21 protein-coding genes are annotated in these 22,467 nt (G+C 36.6%); 4 read left to right on the forward strand and 17 right to left on the reverse strand.

Annotated elements, in window-relative coordinates; translation table 11 throughout:
• Positions 1-6: 6 nt before the first annotated feature.
• The 14 genes from BCF58_RS07060 to BCF58_RS07125 all read right to left on the reverse strand — a co-directional run bounded on the left by BCF58_RS07060 (position 7) and on the right by BCF58_RS07125 (position 13,547).
• Complete coding sequence (locus BCF58_RS07060) at positions 7-1,506, reverse strand: sodium:solute symporter (protein WP_121461114.1); 1,500 nt, start codon at positions 1,504-1,506, stop codon at positions 7-9.
• A gap of 114 nt (positions 1,507-1,620) precedes the next feature.
• The gene (locus BCF58_RS07065) at positions 1,621-1,905 is read right to left on the reverse strand and encodes a GNAT family N-acetyltransferase (protein WP_121461115.1); all 285 of its coding nucleotides are present in this window, start codon (positions 1,903-1,905) and stop codon (positions 1,621-1,623) included.
• A gap of 1 nt (position 1,906) precedes the next feature.
• A complete protein-coding gene (locus BCF58_RS07070) occupies positions 1,907-2,305 on the reverse strand; it encodes an OsmC family protein (RefSeq protein ID WP_121461116.1) in 399 nt (132 codons plus the stop codon).
• Positions 2,305-2,523 carry a (4Fe-4S)-binding protein gene (locus tag BCF58_RS07075; RefSeq protein WP_121461117.1) on the reverse strand — a complete coding sequence of 73 codons (219 nt, stop codon included), beginning with the start codon at positions 2,521-2,523 and terminating at the stop codon, positions 2,305-2,307. The genes BCF58_RS07070 and BCF58_RS07075 overlap by 1 nt, the downstream gene beginning before the upstream one ends.
• A 1-nt stretch (position 2,524) precedes the next feature.
• Complete coding sequence (locus tag BCF58_RS07080; RefSeq protein ID WP_121461118.1) at positions 2,525-3,103, reverse strand: TMEM175 family protein; 579 nt, start codon at positions 3,101-3,103, stop codon at positions 2,525-2,527.
• Positions 3,103-3,636, reverse strand: coding sequence for an NADPH-dependent FMN reductase (locus BCF58_RS07085; RefSeq protein WP_121461119.1), 534 nt, complete (start codon positions 3,634-3,636; stop codon positions 3,103-3,105). Before BCF58_RS07085 ends, BCF58_RS07080 begins: the two co-directional genes overlap by 1 nt.
• 24 nt (positions 3,637-3,660) lie before the next feature.
• Entirely contained in the window at positions 3,661-4,560 is a 900-nt protein-coding gene (locus BCF58_RS07090) for a pirin family protein (protein ID WP_121461120.1), read from the reverse strand.
• A gap of 66 nt (positions 4,561-4,626) precedes the next feature.
• Positions 4,627-4,938 (reverse strand): GNAT family N-acetyltransferase, encoded by a 312-nt coding sequence (locus BCF58_RS07095; protein ID WP_121461121.1) that lies wholly within the window; start codon positions 4,936-4,938, stop codon positions 4,627-4,629.
• A gap of 50 nt (positions 4,939-4,988) precedes the next feature.
• Positions 4,989-5,864 (reverse strand): pirin family protein, encoded by an 876-nt coding sequence (locus tag BCF58_RS07100; protein ID WP_121461122.1) that lies wholly within the window; start codon positions 5,862-5,864, stop codon positions 4,989-4,991.
• Between the two features lie 84 nt (positions 5,865-5,948).
• On the reverse strand, positions 5,949-7,349 hold the full coding sequence (locus BCF58_RS07105; RefSeq protein ID WP_121461123.1) for an MFS transporter: 1,401 nt from the start codon (positions 7,347-7,349) through the stop codon (positions 5,949-5,951).
• A 94-nt stretch (positions 7,350-7,443) separates the two neighbouring features.
• A complete protein-coding gene (locus BCF58_RS07110) occupies positions 7,444-8,286 on the reverse strand; it encodes a hypothetical protein (RefSeq protein ID WP_228434754.1) in 843 nt (280 codons plus the stop codon).
• Between the two features lie 123 nt (positions 8,287-8,409).
• On the reverse strand, positions 8,410-10,080 hold the full coding sequence (asnB, locus tag BCF58_RS07115) for an asparagine synthase B (protein ID WP_121461125.1): 1,671 nt from the start codon (positions 10,078-10,080) through the stop codon (positions 8,410-8,412).
• A 318-nt stretch (positions 10,081-10,398) separates the two neighbouring features.
• Positions 10,399-12,063 (reverse strand): GLPGLI family protein, encoded by a 1,665-nt coding sequence (locus BCF58_RS07120; protein ID WP_121461126.1) that lies wholly within the window; start codon positions 12,061-12,063, stop codon positions 10,399-10,401.
• Positions 12,064-12,341: 278 nt separating this feature from the next.
• Complete coding sequence (locus BCF58_RS07125; RefSeq protein WP_121461127.1) at positions 12,342-13,547, reverse strand: RsmB/NOP family class I SAM-dependent RNA methyltransferase; 1,206 nt, start codon at positions 13,545-13,547, stop codon at positions 12,342-12,344.
• Positions 13,548-13,705: 158 nt separating this feature from the next.
• Here BCF58_RS07125 and BCF58_RS07130 point away from each other — a divergent pair, with 158 nt between their 5' ends.
• Positions 13,706-14,050: a zinc ribbon domain-containing protein YjdM gene (locus tag BCF58_RS07130; protein ID WP_121461128.1), complete on the forward strand. Its 345-nt coding sequence runs from the start codon at positions 13,706-13,708 to the stop codon at positions 14,048-14,050.
• 326 nt (positions 14,051-14,376) lie between these two features.
• On the opposite strand, the gene BCF58_RS07135 is transcribed toward BCF58_RS07130, so the two are convergent.
• Positions 14,377-15,312 carry a sulfate/molybdate ABC transporter ATP-binding protein gene (locus BCF58_RS07135; protein WP_121461129.1) on the reverse strand — a complete coding sequence of 312 codons (936 nt, stop codon included), beginning with the start codon at positions 15,310-15,312 and terminating at the stop codon, positions 14,377-14,379.
• A gap of 73 nt (positions 15,313-15,385) precedes the next feature.
• Between BCF58_RS07135 and BCF58_RS07140 the strand changes: the two genes are divergently transcribed.
• Together BCF58_RS07140 and pheS are read left to right on the forward strand one after the other, a co-directional pair.
• Complete coding sequence (locus BCF58_RS07140) at positions 15,386-16,045, forward strand: YceI family protein (RefSeq protein ID WP_121461130.1); 660 nt, start codon at positions 15,386-15,388, stop codon at positions 16,043-16,045.
• A 132-nt stretch (positions 16,046-16,177) separates the two neighbouring features.
• Complete coding sequence (gene pheS / locus BCF58_RS07145; RefSeq protein WP_121461131.1) at positions 16,178-17,188, forward strand: phenylalanine--tRNA ligase subunit alpha; 1,011 nt, start codon at positions 16,178-16,180, stop codon at positions 17,186-17,188.
• A gap of 684 nt (positions 17,189-17,872) precedes the next feature.
• On the opposite strand, the gene BCF58_RS07150 is transcribed toward pheS, so the two are convergent.
• Both BCF58_RS07150 and BCF58_RS07155 read right to left on the reverse strand, forming a co-directional pair.
• Complete coding sequence (locus tag BCF58_RS07150; RefSeq protein WP_121461132.1) at positions 17,873-20,308, reverse strand: DUF5916 domain-containing protein; 2,436 nt, start codon at positions 20,306-20,308, stop codon at positions 17,873-17,875.
• Between the two features lie 113 nt (positions 20,309-20,421).
• Positions 20,422-21,192, reverse strand: a complete 771-nt coding sequence (locus BCF58_RS07155; RefSeq protein WP_121461133.1) for a DUF3108 domain-containing protein — start codon at positions 21,190-21,192, stop codon at positions 20,422-20,424.
• 156 nt (positions 21,193-21,348) lie between these two features.
• Between BCF58_RS07155 and BCF58_RS07160 the strand changes: the two genes are divergently transcribed.
• Positions 21,349-22,404: an NAD(P)/FAD-dependent oxidoreductase gene (locus BCF58_RS07160; RefSeq protein ID WP_121461134.1), complete on the forward strand. Its 1,056-nt coding sequence runs from the start codon at positions 21,349-21,351 to the stop codon at positions 22,402-22,404.
• Positions 22,405-22,467 lie beyond the last annotated feature (63 nt).

Below are 22,467 nucleotides of genomic sequence, written 5' to 3' on the forward strand. Positions count from 1 at the left end.
TAATGTTTATTTTTTCCTGATCAGGAACAGTCCGATGAATGTCAGTAATCCGTTGATGATCAGTAATTCCAATCCGATTTTAAAGTCCCCGAAGATATTGCTTTGGTATTTATCAATGAAATAAGAGATCACAGGTGCCGCGATACAAACGTAAGGAACAAGACGGTCCTTCACTTTATATTTGGTGAAAATTCCGAAGGCAAAAAGTCCTAAAAGCGGGCCATAAGTAAAGCCTGCAAGCTTCAGGATTAATCCGATCATGGAATTATCATTGATCACTTTAAATATGATCACCATAACCAGGAACGAAAGCGCTACAAGTAAGTGAACCGTTTTTCTGAATTTCTCTTTCTTTCCGTCATCCCAGTCTTTTCTTTCCTTCATTCCGAAGATATCAATACATAAAGAAGAGGTCAGAGCGGTCATTGCGCCATCCGCACTTGGAAATAGTGCCGAAATTAATGCAATAATGAAAATAATTGAAATAAAACCGGGCATATGATTTAAAGCCACTTCCGGAAATATCTTATCCCCGAAAATATCTTTCCCGTTCAGCAAAAATTCTTTTTTAGCAACACCGTCTTTCATTACTTCTGTAAGCTGGGCTCCTTCACTTTCTCCGAAAAGATAAAGAAGACCTCCCATGTAAAGGAACAGGGAAATCACACCCAATAAAATGAAACCAAGTGTTACCATATTCTTTTGAGAGTCTTTCAATCTGGTTACAGAAAGGCTTTTTTGCATCATCTCCTGGTCAATTCCGGTCATGGTAATTGTGATAAATGCACCTGCAAGAATTTGCTTGATGAAAAATCCCGGTGAATTGAAATTGGTTTCAAATATTTTGGTATATCCTTTTTCATGCATGGCGGTTAAGCTTTGTCCTACATTTAAATCTAAGTGATTCAGCATGTAAAATGTACAGATAATTAATCCCAGAAGCATACATGAAGTCTGTAAAGTATCTGTCCATACAATTGTTTTTACACCTCCTTCATACGTATAAAGAATGATCATTAGAAGAATGATGAGTGTGGTTACAATGAACGGAACCTCCAAACTGTCTAATATAGAAACCTGGAGAATATTGACAACCAGATATAATCTCGCCGTAGCTCCCACCAATCTCGAAACAATGAAGATCCATGCCCCGGATTTATAGGAAAGCTGTCCCATTCTCTGTTGAAGATATCCATAAATGGAAGTCAGTTTTAAACGGTAATATAAGGGAAGCAGAACATAGGCAACCACAATATAACCTATAAGGTAGCCTAATGTAATTTGTAAATAAGCAAAATTATCCTTTCCTACTGCCCCAGGAACGCTTACGAAAGTAACCCCGGAAAGGGAAGTCCCAATCATTCCGAAGGCAACAAGCATCCAATTACTTTTACGGTTTCCGATAAAGAAACTTTCATTATCGCTTCCTTTTCCGGTTTTATAGGCTACCCATAAAAGGAGCGCAAAATACACGATAATGATAGACAGTAATATAATTGGAGACATATTTTTTCAATTAAAATTTTACAAATATAGTTTTTTTCTCTTCTGATGAAAAAGAAAAAACCTTTCAGAAATATCCACTGAAAGGTTATTTATGTATTGAATGCTTCAACTTCGTTAGGCTAAAACATCCTGCAGCTCCTTATTCTTTTGGAAAGTAGCTTTTGCAAAAGGGCAGAGTGCTATGATTTTTTTGCCCTGCTTCCTTGCAAAATCTACAGCAGCCAACACCATTTCCTTACCTACGCCTTTACCATTATAGGCTTCTTCCACTTCTGTATGATCTATAATAAATCTTTCTTCTCCCGCCCAAGTGTAGGTCATGAGTCCCGCGTGGTTTCCGTCTATGAAAGCCTCAAAACTTCCGTGTTTTTCTCCGTTGTTTTGTTTTACTTCTGTCATATTATGAAAATTTGGTTAATATTTCTATATCGTTGGTTAGTATTTTATGAACAGGACAGGCGTCTGCGATAGTATGAAGTCTTTTCAGTTGCTCTTCATCCAGATTCGTGCCTTCAAAGCTGATATCTCTTTTAAAGACAGCTAATTTGGTAATCGGAAAATTTTCCAGGTCTACTTCCACGTTGATTTTTTCCACATCCCATTCTTTTCTGTCGATATACATCCTTAGAGTAGCAGCAGTACAGCTTGCTAGAGAAGTAGCTAAAATCTCAAAAGGATTGAAGCCTTTATTTTGTCCGCCTTTATCTACAGGCTCATCGGTAACAAGCTGATTTTCGCCTGCAATAACTTCAGTGTAATATTTTGTTTTTCCTAAACTTGCTTTTACGGTTACTCCCATTATTTTTCTGTATTGAATTGATAACTTAATGCCCCGGAAGGACACTGGTCTATTTGGTTTTTGAGTTCCGAAGCCGTTGCATTTTCCGCTTTTATCCACGGTCTGGCTTTGGGATTATATACTTTTGGAAGTAATTTTACACATACTCCCGAATGGATACATTTTTGTGGTTGCCAGATAACAGTGATGTCACCGTTAAGATATTCATGTGTTTCCATGCTATTTATCTTTTAATGATTTTTCAATTCTCCGATCCGGAATCAGCCAGATGAGAGCAACGATATAATAAAAGCCTACGGCAATATAAGGATAGAAAAATGAAGTAGCGATTCCTAAAATATAAAGCACAATAGAAATATATTCTTTAAATCTTGATTCAATGGCTTCTTTGAGTTTAGAATTTTCTCCTTCACTTTTAATAATTACATTTTCCAGGATGGTATAGGCTATTGCGCACATAATTAATCCGATTCCATACGTTGCCACCGGATTTTCAGAAAAATTGGTTGTTCCGATCCATTCCGTAGCGATAGGCATTAATGAAAGCCAGAATAATAAATGCAGATTGGCCCAAAGTACGTTTCCGTTTACTTTTTTTACCGCCTGGAACATGTGATGATGATTATTCCAGTAAATCCCTGCATAAATGAAACTGAAAATATAAGCCAGAAACCGGGGAAGCATAGGTTTCAGACTGGCCCAGCTGTTTCCTTCCGGAACTTTAAGTTCAAGGACCATAATCGTAATGATAATGGCCAGAACCCCATCACTGAATGCTTCCAGTCTCCCTTTATTCATCAGTTTTTAATTTCGTTTTTAAAGTTTTCAATTTTATTGTTGAGCTCCTGTAGAATATCAGGATTAATGACTCCACTCTCAAGATCAAAATTTTCATAAAATTTAGGAAGTGAGAATGTGTCTTTGATTTCGGCTCCGAACTGTGGAAAAAACGTTTTGGCTGTATTCATCACATTTCCACCACCGTAACCTCCGGGTGAAGTACTCATTAGAAGCATAGGTTTGTTTTGAAATACTTTTACATTGATCCTCGAAGCCCAGTCAAAAATATTCTTAAAAGCTGCACTGTACGATCTGTTGTGCTCTGCAAGAGAACAAATGATCACATCACATTCTTCAATAACTTTTAAAAAATGGTGCGCTTCATCAGGAAATCCTTTCTTTTCAAGATCAACGGAGAAAACAGGCATGGAATAATCATTAAGATCGATGAAATTAATGTCCTCATCCCGGAAATTTTTCAGGACAAATTTTACCAGCTCCCTGTTGATAGAAGTGGAAGAGGTACTTCCTGCAAATGCTAATATTCTCATAGTTTATTTTTAATCGTTGCCAAATTACTTTCTGTTCAGAATGGCTTTTGGAAGCGGTACATATTCGTGTTCATCCCCCGGAACCAAAGGAAAGGCATCATGGTTCTGGTCATTCCAGTTTACTTTTGCCTGTTCAAGCAATTCTTTGTCTGAATTTACGAAATTCCAGAATATAAATCGTTCCTCCGGAAAAGGTTCACCTCCGAAAAGATATACTGTTCCGTTTTCACTCATCTCGAATTCACACAGCTTGGTATCTTTTGCAATCAGTAATTGTTTGGAGCCATAAGAATTTCCTTCAATATTAACGGTTCCGTCCAGGACATACATCGCTGCTTCACCGTATAAATCTTGTCCTATGCTAATTTTCTGGGCAGCTTTCGTCTTGATTTCAATAAAGAATAACGGACTGTGGACAGGGACAGCTGATTTTCTTCCGAAGGCTTCTCCGGCAATTAATTTATATTGAATACCGTTTTCTTCCCAAACAGGAATGTCTTCTGCTTCAATATGATGAAAAGATGGTTCAGTTTGTTCTAAGTGCTTAGGAAGTCCGACCCAAATCTGAAATCCATGAAGTTTTTTATCTGTTGTTCTTAAATATTCAGGAGTCCTCTCAGAATGGACAACCCCTTTTCCTGCGGTCATCCAGTTGACGGCCCCCGGTTTTATTTCGATCGCACTTCCGATGCTGTCTCTGTGAAAGATAGATCCTTCAAGCAGGTAAGTTAGCGTGGAAAGCCCGATATGCGGATGGGGCGGAACATCAAGATTTTGATAATCCATCAGTTCAGACGGTCCCATATGATCAATAAAAACAAATGGTCCGACTGCTCTTTTTTCACGGAAAGGCAAAAGTCTTCCCACTAAAAAATTTCCGATATCTGCTGCTTTTTCTTCTATGATAAGTCCGATGTTTGACATGATGAAAATGGGTTTGTTAAGCTAATTTAGTTAATAAATTTAATGTTTATGCTACTTTACGTAAAATTAAAGTTGGCTGTAGCCCTCAAATCTTTCATCTACAATACGTTTCCATTCCGGATGTTTCTTGATGTAGGCAAAGACATACGGGCAAAAAGGGAGTAATTTCTTTTGATTGTCTTCGATATAATGAAGTGTCTTTTCAACAACAGCTGCGGCAGCTCCCGTTCCGGCCAGCTCAGGTTCCGCTTCCGTATGAACTAAAGCAATCTGATGCCCCATTTCACGATAATCTATAAATGCAAAATGTCCGTTAACTTCTATTTCAAATCTTTTTCCGGTTTTTACCAGTGGGATATTTTCAAATTCAGGTTTCATAATATTTTTATTAAAAATGTGAGTTTTAAAAAATTGAATAAATCATTAAGTTAATCTTCCAGGTAACCGAATTTTCCGGTGTTGAAGTCTTCAAAAGCCTGTAAGATTTCTTCCCTTGTATTCATAACGAAAGGTCCGTGAGGATAAATAGGTTCTTTTATAGGCTCTCCGCTGATGATGAGTACTATGGAGTCTTCCTGGGCTTCAAGGGTAAAAGTTTCGCCGTCGTTTTTAAAGACAACAAAATGATCGGAAGGAACTTTCTCTTTTCCATTGATGGCAATATTTCCTTCAACAACCAGCGCAGCCGTATTGAAATGAGCAGGGAAGCTGAACTCAGCTTTTCCTCCGGCCTTCAATTTGGCATTCATCATATTGATAGGGCTGAAAGTGGTTGCAGGACCCTTCTTTCCAAGGTATTCACCGGCTATAAGTTCAACAAAACCGTTTTCAGCCAATTCAACTCTCGCCATTTCTGAATTTTTGATTGCCTGATATTTAGGTTTGCTCATTTTGTCTTTAGCAGGAAGATTAATCCAAAGCTGAACCATCTGGAAAATTCCTCCGGTTTTAGACCACTCCGTTTCGTGGTATTCTTTGTGAAGAACTCCTTTCGCAGCAGTCATCCATTGTACATCACCTTCACCGATTATTCCGCCGCCGCCTGCACTGTCATGATGTTCAACCTTACCCTGATAAGCAATGGTCACTGTTTCAAAACCTCTGTGCGGATGCACTCCGACGCCTCTTGGATTCTCAGAACCGTTGAAATGGAATTTAGAATTATAATCAAGCATGATAAAAGGATCCATTCTTTTCATATCAAGTCCATGAATGCTTGGAATAAAATTATGAACCCTGAAACCGTCACCCACAAAATGTGCGGGCTTGGGAGATACTATGATTTCTATGTCTTTAATTGCCATAATAATTGTGGTTTATTAAGCAAAGTTATCATAGTTAAAAATCAGTGGCATTGATCTTTGGTAAGTTCATATCATTTTTCCGGTTTATTCCTCTGAATTCATGTTTTTGCCGTCTGAAATATGTAGTCTTCTGAAAACCAGACCTGAAATAATAGTTAAGACCCCCACGGTAAGAAAAGTATACCGAAATGCATTATGAATTTCTCCATGAACAATATCCGTATTCTCAAATAATTTTAAAACAATAAGTCCGAATGCAATTCCAAATCCTATGGCGAGCTGCTGATTGACGGAAATTAAAGAATTCCCGCTGCTGGTCTGGAAATTCCGTAGATCGGCAATGGAAATGGTATTCATCGAGGTAAACTGAATGGAATTGAAAAATCCTAATACTGCAATGATGGGAACAAACCAATATAATGAGGAATGAATATCAGGTATGGCAAGCAAACATATTAAGGACCCGATAATAAACGTATTGACCATTAATGTTTTCCGGTAGCCGTATTTGTTTAGAATTTTAATAACTGAGGATTTTCCGAAAATAGCGGTAAGCGCCATGGGTGCTACGATCCATCCTGAAGTAATCGCAGATTGTTTATAAGCGATCTGTATCATTAAAGGAAGCAATAACGGAACAGAACTGATTCCTAATCGTGTTGCCAGGTTTCCCAATATTCCCACACGGAATGTTCTTACCTGGAAAAGATTTAAGGGAAATATAGGATTGCCTCCTTTTTTGGCATGTCTGTAATAATAATATAGAAACAGAAATCCTAAAATAAGAACAAAGAGTACCGGTGTCGTATTCTGAATATTTCCGAAAAGCTCCAGCGAAACCGAAAGCAGGAGGGAAGCTGCTGCAAAGATCATAAAGCCTTTCAGGTCAAAATCCACATCGTCTGATTTATAATTAGGCATAAACTTCGCACCTAAAATAATTCCTAAAATTCCTATGGGTATGTTAATGAGGAAAATCCAGTGCCATGAAAGAAAATCAACCATATAGCCACCTACCAAAGGCCCTAATACAGGTCCGATCAGTGCGGGGATAATGGCAAAATTCATGGCTTTTAATAATTCATTTTTATCAAAAGTTTTAATTAAGGCCAGTTTTCCTACCGGTGTCATTAAGCTTCCGCCCACGCCTTGTACCACCCGTGAAATCACAAGATGGGTGAGGTTTTGTGATAAGGCACAAAATAAGGATCCTATACTGAAAAGAATGAGAGAAAAAATGAAAACCCTTCTCGTCCCGAACCGGTCCGCCAAAAATCCGCTTGCGGGCATGAAAACAGCCAGTGTTAAAACATAACTGATAATGGCATTCTGCATATTGAGCGGTGATTCCTTTAAATCTTTTGCAATGGAAGGCAAAGAAGTATTAAGAATGGTAGAATCCAGCATCTGCATAAAGATTGCGGTTGCCAGAATCAGTGGGAGAGTCTTTTTTATAGAGGTTGTTGACGAAGGTGTTTCAGACATTTTGTTTTTGGTTACTCTTTAAAAAAGAATTTTTAAAGAATGTATTAGATATAAAATTAAAAAAGTCCTGTGAAATTTCACAGGACTTTTTAATTTATTTTCTAGGCTTTTCTACTCCTTTCCATTCATCGCCCGCTTTTCTGTACTGGCTTAAAACGAAAGTTTTGAAATCCTTGGTTTTGTATTCAATATTATCTGTATTCTGCTCAAACGGCATGATGTAGTAATAATCAGCATCTGTTTTATCCGTTTTGTTTCCTTTTTTTACAGAAGGTACATATTTGGAGAATTTATAGCTTGGAAGATATTGCTTCAGTCTTGCATAGAATGCTTTATTGTCTTCTGCATTCGGAATAATGTCTACGATATTTAAATCATCTTTTTCCTTGTTGATCCACAGATAATATGTTTTCTCTTCCCCTGTATTTCTGTTGAAGGAATTGAATGCAAACAATTCTTTAGGAACCAGTTCTTTGATCTTTTCAGGATCTACTTTTGTATAATATTCTCCTTTAGATGGATCTACGTAGGTTTCCAGATTGTACATCAGTACAGAATTGTTGTCGAATTTTTTGTTTTTAAAATATTGATTCAGGGATAATTCTGCAGTTTCTCTAAGCTCTTTTCCCCTTTTGTCCAATTTTTTAGTAGGATTCTGCGGATTTACTTTTTTTACGAACTCATATAAAACAACAGGCTTTATGTCCTTAAGGTGAGGATATGTTTTTAATTGCTCAGCTTTTACCAGCCAGTAATATTGTTGATAATAATCCTCTTTGTCACCATCCTTTACACTTTTATAGGTTAAAGCAAGTTTTTTTGAATTAAGGTACTTGCCGTATTTTCCCTGTCCAAAAGCAAAACTGATGGATAATAAAGCAAATAAAATAGTAATGTTTCTTCTCATTTCTTTATAATTGATTTTTTCGTTTTCCAAATATAATTATTTATTAGATATTATTTTTCATTGTCAGTTAAATTCTGTCAATATTATTGTCGTTAATTCAAAAGAAAATCCTGTATTACTACAGGATTGACAAAATTATTTTTAATGATGATTTTATTCATAGGAAGTTTCATGAACTTTTACAGCCCTTCCGCTTGGGTCATTCATCTTTTTGAATGCTTCATCCCATTCCAGGGCAATAGGAGTGGAGCAGGCCACAGAAGGCACGGATGGAACCGTTGCTGCAGAAGTTTCACTCGGGAAATGCTCCTCGAAAATAGTTCTGTAGCGATATTCTTCCTTGTTCTGAGGAGTGTTTAGCGGGAACCTGAATTTGGCATTGGCCATCATTTCATCGGAAACTTCTTTTTCAGCCACTTCTTTTAAGGTATCAATCCAGGAATAGCCTACCCCGTCTGAAAACTGCTCTTTCTGTCTCCATGCAATAGATTCGGGAAGAATATCTTCAAAAGCTTTTCTCAAAACCCATTTTTCAATTTTGCCTTCAGCAGCATTCACCATTTTATCTTTCGGGTTGATGTTCATGGCAATGTCCATAAATTCTTTATCCAGGAAAGGGACCCTTCCTTCAATTCCCCAGCTCATCAGTGCTTTATTGGCCCTTAAACAATCATATAAATGGAGCTTGCCTAATTTTCTCACTGTTTCATCGTGGAATTCTTTGGCATTGGGAGCTTTATGGAAATATAGATATCCACCGAACAATTCATCGGAGCCTTCTCCGGACAGTACCATTTTGATTCCCATAGATTTGATTACTCTCGCTAAAAGGTACATTGGAGTGGATGCTCTTACTGTAGTGACGTCATACGTTTCCAGGTGATAAATGACATCACGGATCGCATCCAGTCCTTCCTGAACCGTAAAATGGATCTCATGATGCACAGATCCTATATGCTCTGCGGCTTTTTGGGCTGCGGCTAAATCCGGAGAACCTTCCAGGCCTACTGCAAAGCTGTGCAGTCTTGGATACCATGCTTCCTGAGTGTCTCCGCTTTCTATCCTTTGTCTTGCAAATTTGGCTGTTACAGCTGAAATAATGGACGAATCCAAACCACCCGAAAGCAGGACCCCATAAGGAACATCACTCATTAATTGTCTGTGAACGGCATCTTCAAGCCCTTTTCTTAATTGAGCAATATCTGTTGGATTATCTTTTACATGGTCGTAACTTTCCCAGTCTCTTTGATACCATTGCTGGAGTTCATTTCCTTCCGGACTGAATACAAGATGACCGGGTAAAAAAGTTTCGATGGTTTTACAGATTCCCTCCAAAGCTTTCAGTTCAGATGCGATATAATAGTTTCCGTTTTTATCCCAACCTTGATAAAGCGGGCATATGCCCATATGATCACGAGCAATTAAATATATATCGTTTTCGAGATCATAAAGTGAAAAAGCAAATATTCCGTTGAGTTTCTCAATGAAATTTTTTCCGTATTTTTTATAAAGAGCTAAAATAATTTCACAATCTGACTCGGTTTGAAATTCGTAATCAGGGAATTCAATTTTTAATTCCCTGTGGTTATAAATCTCACCGTTAACGGCCAGGACTATTTTACCATCCTTAGTGAATAGAGGCTGTTTTCCGGAAGTGGGATCTACAATGGCAAGCCTTTCATGAGAAAAAATTACTTTCTCATTTTGAAATACACCACTCCAATCCGGACCTCTGTGACGGATTTTTTTTGACATTTCCAAGACCTGGGGCCTTAACACTTCAGTTTTTTGTTTGGCATCAAACAAGCATACAATTCCACACATTTTTGTTATTTATTTGAAGTAAAAATAGAATTGTAATTTAAAATGAGCAATTAAAATATTTAAAAAGTTAAAAATTTTAATTAAATAATCATTTATTAAGAAAGATATAAACAATTATTGATAATACAGAGTGTTTGAGTGGATTTTTTTCGCTTTGAAACTTTATTTAATTGCTACATACGAAATAAAAATGAAATATTTATTAATATATGGTAATTTATTATAGAAATATTACCCCTTACTTTGTGGCTCGAAATAATTTTTTTTCATCATTTGTGTTTTTACCTTCTTGCAATTCAATTTGCAAGAAGGTTTTTTTTATTCAATACCTATTAACACTCCTGAAACATTCCATGCACTGAAACTTGTTCCTTCCGGGGCACCCTGAGGAATTTTTACCTGAATAGTATGCTTACCCGCTTTTAGATCTCCCAAAGAGATAAATTCAGGATTCGTGATGGTTCCGGGACACCAGTTGGACCTGCTCAAATCCGAAGAGGAAAGTCCATCCGGAAAATTCCCTGAAGCCGGGTTATACAAGCGATAAGAGCCGCAATCTGTTCTCCAAGGCACAAAAGAGAATTTCATTTGTCCATCCAAGTAGATGGAGTTGGCCTTAGGAACAAATTCATCTCCGTTTTCCCAACCTCCGTGTCCGGTAGTAATATAGCGTAATTGTGCCCTTTTTAAATCTTTTTTCAGGGTAAATTCAACGAAGAGGCCTTTATCATTATTGAACATGGTGGCATATTCCTGTCCCGCCATTTCCATGATGTTCACCGTATTGAACAAAGGAATTACCCTGTTGTTTTTATTGACTCCCTGATCACTTTTATGAATTGTAATTTCAAGACTCACTTTGTGGCCTCCTTTATCATAGTTACCAATAAATGTACCCACCCATATCTCTTTCTCGGAGAGCTCAGGCTTCAGCTCGGTAACATCCTGACGGAAGGGGCTTATGTTCTGCCAGTTTTTCCCTTTTAGTTGGATATGATTGAATTTTTCAATTCCAAAAGCGGTAAAGAATCTCATCATTTCAACAGCAGGATTATAGTTTTCTGTTGCTATAACGCCATTGTATTGTTTTCCGTTTCCATTATCATAAACGGGCAGCGTTTTTGCTCCTTTTTCCAATCCGTCAAAAAAAGATTGAGACTTATCCTGTGGAATAAAGAATACGGTCCCCGTTCTGTCATACGCGTCCCCGTTTGATTGTTGCTTTAGTTCAACAAAGATATTTTCACCTTCAGAAATTTTAGGAAATTTTACTTTTTTAAGGATAATTGTTCCGTTCGCAAACCTTTTAATGTTTTCATCAGATTTTGATTCATCAGAAAAATTAATGGTTTCATTTTCAAATACCTTTAAAGTCGTAAACCTGCTTTTCCATAATAAATCTCTGTACCCGAGAACATCGGTCGTATTAATCGAACCCTTTAAAATATCTTCAATATTGGTCTTCTTTACTTTTTTAATAGAATTGGCTGTAATGGCGGAATTTTTATTTCTTTCAATTTCCAGCACCAAGCCAAGCTTTTGGCCTAAGCTTGAAGGACCGCCATTAATTTTTAAATCATTGGTGTACCACACCTCAATGGTGTTGGAATTTATTTTGGTAACTGCTTTTTTACAGTTGTAACCTAGAATTTTTTTGGTTTCATTAGTCAATTCAAATGTCTGCTTCCCCACAGATTCCGTGTCGGAAGTGGAAATGATTTCTCCCTGCTTCAGAAAGCCATACGATACAATAGTGTTGGAAGGTTTTTCGATTTTAGTGATCTCAAAAGGATAATCGCTTTTCTGTGCCCTGATTTTATTATTTAAAATAAAATTTTCCTTTTCATTCACCCAGACAAGGGTAGGAGTTTGTTCCGGGGATACTTTTCCGTTGCTGGAACTTAAATATTGGATTTCGTAGGTCTGTGCATAATTCAGACAAAACAAGACGATAAAAAAGACCTGTAAAATTCTTTTGTGCATGATAAAGTTGGTTTCTCACAAAGATAAATTTTACTAGGCGGAATATCAACTTTGTGAATTTCAAAAATAGTTTCTAATGAATAAGTTGAAATATTGGCAATAAAGTTACAGTCGCTTGTCTAAAATAGATATATCCGGGATTTTATTTCAACTGTAAAATTTACAAGAATTTTGTTTTTTCAATGGATGCTGAATTTTGTAGTTCAAGGATTTATCATAAAAAAAACTACTCCAAAAAAATAGAGTAGTTCATTATAATATATTGTAAGTTTCTTTTGCTATGAAATCCTTTCGATCAAAGCCATATAAAAACCGTCATACCCTTGACTAGGCATTACTTTTTCATCCTTGATCATTTTGAAGCCCGGATTGTTTCGTAAGAATTCTTCTACCTGCTCATTGTTTTCAGAAGGCAGAATAGAACATGTGGCATATACCATTTTTCCTCCTTTTTTAAGCATTTTTGAATAATCCTGAAGAATTTGTTGCTGTTCTTTTTTAATCCTGTCAATAAAATCCTGATCAATTTTCCATTTGCTGTCAGGGTTTCTTTTTAAAACTCCGAGACCTGAACATGGGGCATCAATTAAAAGTCTGTCTGCTTTATCATAAAGACGTTTAATTACTTTATTGTCCGAGATCATTCTTGTTTCAATATTATGGGCTCCGGCTCTTTTTGCACGGCGTTTTAGTTCCGCTAATTTCCATTCGAAAATATCTAAGGCAATGATCTGTCCTTTATTTTGCATTAAAGCAGCCAGGTGAAGTGTTTTTCCTCCTGCTCCGGCACACGCATCCACTACTCGTTGCCCTTCTTTTACATCCAGGAAATACCCGATTTTCTGGGAAGACGCATCCTGAACCTCAAACAAACCGTCTTTGAAAGCTGTCGTCAGGAACACATTTTTCTTTTCTTCCAATTGTACAGCATCAGGATAATTTTTAATGCTAAAAGCTGTAATATTCTCGTCTGATAAGTCTGAAATAAGCTCTTTTGTAGAAGTCTTTAAAGAATTAGTTCTTAAAACAGTTGGAGCCTGCTCGTTTAAAGCTTTCATTTCTTTCTCCCAGCCGGCTCCCAGTTCCTTTTCTAAAGTTTCTGCTAACCAGTCCGGAATAGAATGTTCTATTGCTTTGGTAGGAACTGTTCCCTTTTTAAGTTTTGTAAGGATATCCGCGATTTTTATTCCGTCAAATTCCTCGAATTTTTTATAATTTGTTTCGCTCCAAAGCAGATAAGCAAGGATAAGCTTGTATACGTTTCCGGGCTTAACGCCTTCTCCCATATAATACTCAAGGCGTCTCTTCCAGCGGATGATATTATAGAAAATCTCAGAAACAACAGCTCTGTCCTGGCTTCCCCATTTTCTATTGGCTTTCAAAAGCCTTTCAATCACTTTATCTGCATATTTGTTTTTCTCAAAAAACGTTTCCTGTAATGCATCGTGAATACCGATCGCCAGATTTCTGTGTATAAGTTCCATAAATTTTTGCTTCTGCTATTTCAATTTGCAAAAATACGAATTAAAGTTGAGAGTTTCAGATGAGTTATAAGGGTTATGAGTTTGTATTGATTAATGTAAATCCGGTCACTCATTATTCATAACTTTTAAATTTACTTACCTTTGCAAAAAATTAAAATATGAGTGATACTGTACTTTGTCCGAAATGTGGTTCCGAATTTACTTATCCGAGTGATAATATGATGGTATGTTCACAATGTTTTCATGAATGGAACCCGGAAGAAGTAGCCACAGAAGCTGCCAATGCAGGAAAAATATTGGATTCAAACGGGAATGAGCTTCAGGATGGAGATTCTGTAGTGGTTATTAAAGATTTACCAGTAAAAGGAGCACCAAAACCTGTAAAAGCGGGAACGAAAGTGAAGAACATTCGTTTGAACTTCAACAGCGACCATAATATCGATTGTAAAATTGATGGATTCGGCTCCATGGCTTTAAAGTCAGAGTTTGTGAAAAAAGCTTAAGATTTCAATATGAAAATGTGTCTTCAGGGTCACATTTTTTATTATAAGCCATAAAAAAAGGAAAAAATTGGACAGTGTAATCTTTCAAAGACTAGATTGCAGTACTGCTAATTTTCGTCTCAGAGGCAGAAAGAGAATTAACCAAAAATTTCCTTATGCTGTAGAAATACAAATGTAAGAAAAAGTTTTAAAAACCACTTCTTATGTTTAATATTTTTATCCACAAATTAACATTAACTGATAGTAAATCTGATGGTTGCGTAGATGGTGACAAGGCTGCAAAATCTGTTAAGGGACAAAGAACTAAAAGCAATCCATAATTTACTTTATGCGAATGAAACTTGAATTGGGTCATTCAGCTTTTTATCCGTATAGACTATCAATTCTCTACTTTTTGCTTTGATTTTATTCCAGTAATGGTTTCCGGCAAATCTGCTTTCCAGAACTTCCGCTTCTATACCGTTATCAGAAATTCTGATCTCATGAGGGTAGTATGAGAATTTTGAAAGCCCGAAGTCTCTGATTTCATCTTCATTGAAAATATTTACTTCCCCGAAAAGTTGGGCAACATAAGAGTTATAGGGTTTCTTATATGTCTCTTCAGGATGTTCGTTTTGGATCAGTCTTCCATTTTGGAGAATCACGATCTGGTCCAGCCATGGGATAATGTCTTGCAGTTCGTGAGTGGAAATGATCAGGGAGATATTATTTTGCTTCACATATCTGAACAGTCTTTCACGAAGCTCTATTTTTCTCGAAAAATCAAGATTACTAAAAGGCTCATCCAGGATAAGCAATTGGGGCATTACGGAAAGAGCTCTTGCAATAGCCACTCTTTGCTGTTGTCCGCCGCTTAAATATTTAGGGAGAACATGAGCAAATTCTTCTAATCCCACCACTTGCAGGAGTTCCTGAACAGTTTCTCTTTTTTTGGTTAAGTTGATATTTGAAATAAATTTCCCCACATTTTCAGCAACAGTAGCATAAGGCATCAGGTCGAAATTCTGTGCTACAAATTTCATTTCGGCTTCTCCCGGAACCAGGTTTCCTTTCGGGCCCAAAAGCCGGGTGCCGTTAAAAATAATCTCTCCGCCTTCCCAGTCTAAAAGTCCGTAAATCAAACTTAATAATGTTGATTTTCCGCATCCGCTTTCTCCCGCCAATGCAATGATTTTACCCTCCTCAAATCTCAGATTGAGGTTCTGAAACAGAGGTTTTTCTTTGGAATATGAAAAATGTAGATTGTTTATTTCTAATAGCATATTACAAATGTACTATTTTTATAAAATAACGAAATTTTTTATTATATTAGCAGGAGTATTTTAAATATCAAAAATGAGAAAAAAACTGTTTTCCCTGATTATCCCCGGCCTTTTTATTGCCGCTGTCACTATTTCCTGTAAAAAAGACAAGCCTCTTGCCAGTGAGAATAATGAAGTTACAACGACAAAAGAAGGAGCTCAGTATACGTTGGATACTTTAAACAGTAAAGTGGAGTGGAAAGGATATAAAATATTTAAATCTGAAAGTACAAGCCATTTCGGAACCATTAAGTTTGAAACCGGTGATGTAACGGTAAAAGACGGAAAGCTTGAAAGCGGAAAATTTGTTGCAGATATGGGTTCCCTGACTTCTGTTGACCTTAAAGATGATGCAGAGCAATTAGGAAAGCTTAACGGACATCTGAAAAGCGGTGACTTCTTTGAAGTAGAGAAATTTCCAACGGCTTCTTATGAAATTACCAAAGTTACACCGGCAACGGAAGGGGATTACAATACACTTTTGGATGGGAATTTAACCATCAAGGGAATTACAAAACCTGCTCAGTTTAAAGCCAATGTTTCCGTAAAAGAAGGAGAAGTGAGCATTGCTACTGAGCCCAAAGATATTAAAAGAGAAGAGTTTGGCGTGAAGTTCCAGGCTCCTGCAGAGAATGGAGTGATTAAAGATGAGGTGACTCTTCAGATCAGCATCAAAGCTTTAGAAAAAAAATAATTTTTTTATTTAAGTGAAATAAGTGATTGAAGTCTGCCTCCGATAAAGGGGCAGATTTTTTTATGACAAATAAAGAAAATTATTACACCGAAAAACCTTATTTTTGCAAAACATTTTTGAAAGGGTAAAAGAATGATAGAAAAGATAGAAGAATTATTAGTCGAAGTAAACAGTTTCAATGCTACATCAAAAGAGGAAATAGAAAATTTCCGAATTAAGTATAATGGGAAAAAAGGAGTTCTGAATGATTTTTTCGAAAAATTTAAAGAAGTTCCTAATGATCAGAAAAAAGAATTCGGGCAAAAGATCAACTCTCTGAAACAAGCTGTGGCTGTAAAATTGGAAGATCTGAAAAACGCTTCCGAATCTTCTATTGCAGTAGAGAAGGAAGATCTTACAAGACCTGCTTTTCCGTTGGATTTAGGTTCAAGACATCCTATTAATCTTGTTAAAAACAGAATTATTGAGATTTTCAAATCTATCGGGTTTGCGGTTGCAGACGGACCGGAAATTGAAGATGACTGGCATAACTTTACGGCCCTTAACCTTCCGGAATATCACCCGGCAAGAGATATGCAGGATACGTTCTTCATTGAGCAGAATCCGGACATCCTTTTAAGAACCCATACCTCTTCTGTGCAGATCCGTTATATGGAGGAAAACCAACCTCCCATCAGAATTTTATCTCCCGGAAGAGTATTCAGGAATGAAGCGGTTTCTTCACGTTCTCACTGTATCTTCCATCAGATTGAAGGATTGTATATTGATGAAAACGTAAGTTTCGCAGACTTGAAACAAACGATCCAGTTCTTTACTACAGAGCTTTTCGGAAAGTCTAAGATCAGAATGAGGCCTTCTTATTTCCCGTTCACAGAGCCAAGTGCTGAAATCGATGTATATTGGGGATTAAACTCTGAAACTGATTATAGAATTACAAAAGGAACAGGTTGGCTGGAAATTATGGGTTGCGGAATGGTAGATCCTGCCGTGTTGAAAAATGTGAATATCGATGCCGAGAAATATTCAGGATATGCTTTCGGAATGGGAATTGAAAGAATCGTAATGCTTCTCTACCAAATGAGCGACATCCGAATGTTCTTTGAAAATGATATCAGAACGCTAGAACAGTTTAAAACATTATAAAAATCAAACCTCCGGAATTTCCGGAGGTTTTTTTATAGAAAAATATCTATTACCCTGACGATATATATCTAGGTTATTTTAAGTAATGTGCACTTATTTGTTAATATCTTTGTATTACAAATAAGGAATGAAAATTATTATAACAAATAATTAAAAATATTCTTTGATTTCAAACAAAACACAAATGATGAAAAAGAATCAGAGAACTTATAAACACAAATGATGAAAACAGAAGCCTCCGTAATTTCCGGAGGTTTTTTTATTTTCAGTGACTCACCAAAAAATTCTTCAAAAAATCCGGGGTGTCTGTTTAATTAATTAAGCTGAAATGATTAAACCGTTTTATAGAAAAACATCTACAATTGTATCGACATATATCTAGGTCATTTCAAGTGATGAAAACTAATCTATTAATATCTTTGTACCAACAAATGAGAAATAAAAATTATTAATATGATCTTTGATTCTGAACATAAACACAAATGATAAAAAAGAATTAAAGACCACATTTACACAAATGAGAAAAATAAGAAACCTCCGGAAATTCCGGAGGCTTTTTGTTTTTAATTACTGACCTAAGAAACAAAACGTAATTAAAAACTTTTATGAATATTTTTGCTTATTTTATAGTATGCGAAATGGAAAATTTCTTTTCGCCAAATATAGATTCTTGTCACTTTCTCATTAACTTTTTTCAGTTTTCTTCTTTTTCGCCCAGCTTTTCACCGTGTTATAATCTAAAAAATAAGTCAGCTTTAAAGAAAAATTATTTACCATCGGTTCATTGAAAAGAACATCATAATTGTTTTTCACATTTAATCTTGATGTTTCAAGGTAATTGGACGTGGCATTTCTGTACAATAGAGTCAGTTGGCTGCCCGGTGCAAACCACCATGAAAATCTTAAATCAACATTCCAAGCATTATAGGTTCCGTTTAAATTTTTATCGAAGTCAGAAGTATCTGTTAAGCTTCCATCCTGATTAAGCGTATAAAACTGTTTATAGGTAACATCTGAAAAATAATGACGGAAAGCTAAAGACAGAGCCATTTTTTCATTGAAAGTGTATTTTGAAGTCAAAGCATTTTCATAAGTGTTTCTTTGTCTTCTGCCGATGAAAATATCCGTATCATTTTTTCCGGCAAACCCTTTTTCATTATTACTGAAACTTGGATTGAAGGTCCAGTGAACATTAAATTTATCTGAAAACCTGTAACGAAGCCCGAAATTGGTGAAAACCTGGTTCCTTCCTTTTTCATTAAAGGCGTAATAATCCACGGTGAAATTATACTGGAGCTTCTTTCGACTGTCACTCTCAAACCAAACCCATGAATCGAAATATCCGGGAACTTTAAGATGTCTTCCGAAAGTTCGGGGTTCATAAATATCATTCTGCCCGAAAGGCGTAAACTCAATTCCCCCTCCGAAAACCCTGAATTTTTTATCTGTGAAGCTATTGTTATTATTGAATATAAGATTGGAAAATATAAAAGGTTCCAATCTGTGGTAATAATTGATATTGAAGTTGAGGTAGATATTGTTGAATTTTTCTGTAGGTTGCAGAATTCTGTACCCATACCATGCATTGTAATTGGCAAAATTGGTTTTCGTAGAAAATCCCAGGTCATTGATGTTCCAGTCTTTTGTCGTCACATTCCCGTTAATCGAAAAACGGTTTTTTCCGGCAATCTTTTCAAATCCGGCTTCTCCGCGGGCTCCAAACTTGGTTTCTCCGTTCATTACCCAACTGCCTTTTAAGCTACCAAATGTTTTATAAATATTTTTCTTGTTATTAATATCCCAAAGAATCCCTGTTGCATTGGCATCGCGGAAATTGCCGTCTCTTGTTACATTGGTATTGACTAAAGAAACAGAAGAGTTTCCGTTAAACCTTTGATCAAAAACCAAAACACTGTAATTCGTCCAGGGCTCTACCACTTCTTTTCTTTTTTCGCCGGTTTCATAATTAAGGATTGTGGCTTCCATTTTCTGGGTTACTCCGTTAAAAAAACCTATTCCCAATCCGCCGTTGGTTCTTCCTGATATTTTAAAAGCATTAAACAGTTTTACTTTTGCAGGATATTCCAGGACTTCTTCCTTTTCATTGGTAACGGGGTATGCTGTAGGCTCACCGCCAACTCTTCTGGAATAGAACATTCCGCCTTTGCTGAAAAGTTCGGTTCCTTCCGTGAAAAATGTCCGTTGTTCTGAAAACTGCTGTTCAAAAGGAGTTAAATTTAAAATTGAATTGTCAAAATTAGCCTGTCCGAAATCCGGAATCAAGGTCATATCAAATGTAAAGGCATCGTTGATGCCGTACTTTACATCCATTCCACCGTTGAAGCTTGAAGTGGTTTTTCCGTCAAAATTATTGATGTACGTAGAGAAGTAAGGCGTAAAAGATAGCCGGGTAGGAGGGTTGATGTTTTCAATCCCCTGTAAGATTCCATCAAATAAAGTGTAGGAATTTTTTTGATTATCCACGAAGTTCCAGTCATAGGATGTTTTTATCCTTTGAATCCTGCGGAACATATTCATTCCCCATTCCTGAACATTGCTGCCGGGAAATCTCAGTTCCGAATAAGGGATTTTTATTTCTGCGGCCCAACCTTTATCATTGATTTTGGCTCCGCTGTACCAAATAGAATTCCAGGATTCATCTTCACCGTCACTGGTCATTTTGGCATCAAACTGGACTCCTGCAGCGGTGACTACAAATTCCAGGCTCTGCTGTTTATCATTATATCCGTTCAGCGTTACTCCGAAAAAATCATCATTATTGATTCCATCTCTTTCCGTAAGCTCTTTAGCTACTTTGTGGGGAGTAGGGTCATACATTTGAGCCCCGAAATAAATTCCCGTATCATCATATAAAATCCGCACTTCCGTTCTTATAGAATCAGCCTGTGGTTTTCCATTGTTGGGATTTCTCTCAATAAAATCGGTAGCTATGGGAGCATTTTGCCATTCCGGGTCATCGAGGATGCCATCAATTTTGGGTGATGATGAGGTTTTGGTAATGGTGATTTTCTTTCGTATGATATTGTCTTGATCTTTTTTCTGTGAATAAATAAGGGAAAAAGAGATGGAGAATATAATAATAAGTAATCTGGTTTTCATGTTTCTTAGTGTTATACAATCATGACAATCCAACTTTATGATCTATTACATATCCTATAAAAAAATGTCTGCATTTTTTTTGCAGACATTTTATATTGGAAAAATTTATCTCTTTATTTTGTAAACTTTAAAGGGAATTTTACGTTTTTGTAACTTTCGATACTTGCTTTTAAGGAACCTACGGCCAATTCTGCCTTTAACAGAACCGGTATGTGATTGGCATCATTGGAAACCCACATCGTTACGCCTTCTTTTTCCTTAAATACCCTGCCGCTTTTCACAGACGGAATAATTTTTAAACAATTAATGGTTCCGAACTTGGTTTTCAGGTTCTCTGTTCCGATCACTTTCAGCTGGAACGGAAACATTTCATCATCAATCCAGACATTCATATTGATAACAGTGCCTACTTTAAGCTCACCGGGACTTTTACTTCTCAGGAAATAAAAACAGGAAAGCATATCCTGAACGCCTTTTACAGATTTTATCACCTTAGAACCATTGGCGGGATTCTTTTTATCTGTTAGGATTAATGTATGATTATCATGATTGAAAGTGGTTTCAAAGTGTTGGCGGTATCCTCCCTCCTTTACGTTTCTCACATAAAAGCTTGGCAGGCCAGTGTTGGTATTAATGAAGCTTTCATACAGATCCTCTACCTTGAAGAACGCTTTTACGGCACCTGTTGTTTGTCCGGTTCCTTTAGCATAAAGATGGGGGACTCCTTTATAGTTGGTCTTCTGAGTGGTGAGGTTGGCTGTTCCTGCATTCAGAAACCCATAATGGATTCTGAAAGTGATCGATTCTCCGTCTGCAATATTGTCTATCTGTCCAAAACCGAAGCAGAATATGAATATGGTAATGATATTTAAAATTTTCTTCATAATTTGAATTTTACAAAAAGGCTGCCAAATTGAATATCTTTATTTTTTTGAAGCTATTTGATAAATCTCAGGTTTTTATTTAGACTCAATTAAATATGCTTCGCATTAAAATTAGTAAATTTGCAGATACGCATATAATTAAATTATCTTATTATTATGATAACTACCGATATATTGATCATAGGAGCCGGGCCAACCGGGCTTTTTGCTGTGTTTGAAGCAGGTTTACTTAAAATGAAGTGTCATATCATCGATGCACTTCCTCAACCGGGAGGACAATTGGCAGAGCTTTATCCTAAAAAGCCTATTTTTGATATTCCGGGGTATCCATCGGTAAATGCGGGAGAATTGGTAGATAATTTAATGGAACAGATCAAACAATTCCAGCCAGGATTCACATTAGGTGAAACGGCTGTTTCTTATACAAAAGTAGATGATGAATGGTTTGAAGTAATTACCAATAAGGGAACCGTTCACAGAGCTAAAGCCATTGCGATTGCAGGAGGTTTAGGCACGTTTGAACCTAGAAAACCAACTATTGAAAATATTGCTGACTATGAAGAAAAAGGCCTTGAATATTTTGTAAAAGAGCCTGAACATTTCAGAAACAAAAAAGTAGTTATTGCCGGAGGTGGAGATTCTGCCCTTGACTGGAGTATTTTCTTATCCAATGTGGCAAGTGAAGTCACTTTGATCCACAGAAGAAATGAGTTCAGGGGAGCTTTGGATTCTGTAGAGAAAGTTCAGGATCTGAAAAATGAAGGAAAGATTAAATTAATTACTCCTGCTGAAGTTACAGCGATCAAGGGTGACGGAAAAGTTGAAGCGATCACTGTAGAAGTTGAAGGTCAGGAAGCGTACGATATTGAAACAGATTATTTTATTCCTTTATTCGGATTAACACCAAAATTGGGTGAGATCGGAAACTGGGGACTGAATATCGAGAAAAATGCAATTGTTGTGAACAACGCGTTAGATTATCAGACGAATATTGATGGTATTTATGCCATCGGAGATATCAATACTTATCCCGGAAAATTAAAACTGATCCTTTGTGGTTTCCATGAGGCTACTTTAATGTGCCAAAGCGTTTACAACAGATTAAATCCTGGTAAAAAATACGTTTTAAAGTATACAACCGTAAGTGGAGTAGACGGATTCGACGGAAGCCGTAAGGAAGCAGAGAAAGCTGTTGTGAAAAAAATTGACTAAATTAGTTGTCAGTTGACGGCTGGTCAGTTGCAAGTTAAAAACTGGCTGTTACTATCAACGAAC

The organism is Chryseobacterium defluvii, from assembly GCF_003634775.1.
Lineage (GTDB): Bacteria > Bacteroidota > Bacteroidia > Flavobacteriales > Weeksellaceae > Chryseobacterium > Chryseobacterium defluvii.

Bases quoted from the DNA above. Each gene is read 5' to 3' on its own strand.
- BCF58_RS07155 (WP_121461133.1), bottom strand. From the start codon at position 21,192: ATGAAGAAAATTTTAAATATCATTACCATATTCATATTCTGCTTCGGT.
- BCF58_RS07120 (WP_121461126.1), bottom strand. From the start codon at position 12,063: ATGCACAAAAGAATTTTACAGGTCTTTTTTATCGTCTTGTTTTGTCTG.
- BCF58_RS07160 (WP_121461134.1), top strand. From the start codon at position 21,349: ATGATAACTACCGATATATTGATCATAGGAGCCGGGCCAACCGGGCTT.
- asnB (WP_121461125.1), bottom strand. From the start codon at position 10,080: ATGTGTGGAATTGTATGCTTGTTTGATGCCAAACAAAAAACTGAAGTG.
- BCF58_RS07150 (WP_121461132.1), bottom strand. From the start codon at position 20,308: ATGAAAACCAGATTACTTATTATTATATTCTCCATCTCTTTTTCCCTT.
- BCF58_RS07070 (WP_121461116.1), bottom strand. From the start codon at position 2,305: ATGGGAGTAACCGTAAAAGCAAGTTTAGGAAAAACAAAATATTACACT.
- BCF58_RS07130 (WP_121461128.1), top strand. From the start codon at position 13,706: ATGAGTGATACTGTACTTTGTCCGAAATGTGGTTCCGAATTTACTTAT.
- BCF58_RS07135 (WP_121461129.1), bottom strand. From the start codon at position 15,312: ATGCTATTAGAAATAAACAATCTACATTTTTCATATTCCAAAGAAAAA.
- pheS (WP_121461131.1), top strand. From the start codon at position 16,178: ATGATAGAAAAGATAGAAGAATTATTAGTCGAAGTAAACAGTTTCAAT.
- BCF58_RS07095 (WP_121461121.1), bottom strand. From the start codon at position 4,938: ATGAAACCTGAATTTGAAAATATCCCACTGGTAAAAACCGGAAAAAGA.
- BCF58_RS07085 (WP_121461119.1), bottom strand. From the start codon at position 3,636: ATGAGAATATTAGCATTTGCAGGAAGTACCTCTTCCACTTCTATCAAC.
- BCF58_RS07065 (WP_121461115.1), bottom strand. From the start codon at position 1,905: ATGACAGAAGTAAAACAAAACAACGGAGAAAAACACGGAAGTTTTGAG.
- BCF58_RS07100 (WP_121461122.1), bottom strand. From the start codon at position 5,864: ATGGCAATTAAAGACATAGAAATCATAGTATCTCCCAAGCCCGCACAT.
- BCF58_RS07060 (WP_121461114.1), bottom strand. From the start codon at position 1,506: ATGTCTCCAATTATATTACTGTCTATCATTATCGTGTATTTTGCGCTC.
- BCF58_RS07140 (WP_121461130.1), top strand. From the start codon at position 15,386: ATGAGAAAAAAACTGTTTTCCCTGATTATCCCCGGCCTTTTTATTGCC.
- BCF58_RS07090 (WP_121461120.1), bottom strand. From the start codon at position 4,560: ATGTCAAACATCGGACTTATCATAGAAGAAAAAGCAGCAGATATCGGA.
- BCF58_RS07105 (WP_121461123.1), bottom strand. From the start codon at position 7,349: ATGTCTGAAACACCTTCGTCAACAACCTCTATAAAAAAGACTCTCCCA.
- BCF58_RS07075 (WP_121461117.1), bottom strand. From the start codon at position 2,523: ATGGAAACACATGAATATCTTAACGGTGACATCACTGTTATCTGGCAA.
- BCF58_RS07080 (WP_121461118.1), bottom strand. From the start codon at position 3,103: ATGAATAAAGGGAGACTGGAAGCATTCAGTGATGGGGTTCTGGCCATT.
- BCF58_RS07125 (WP_121461127.1), bottom strand. From the start codon at position 13,547: ATGGAACTTATACACAGAAATCTGGCGATCGGTATTCACGATGCATTA.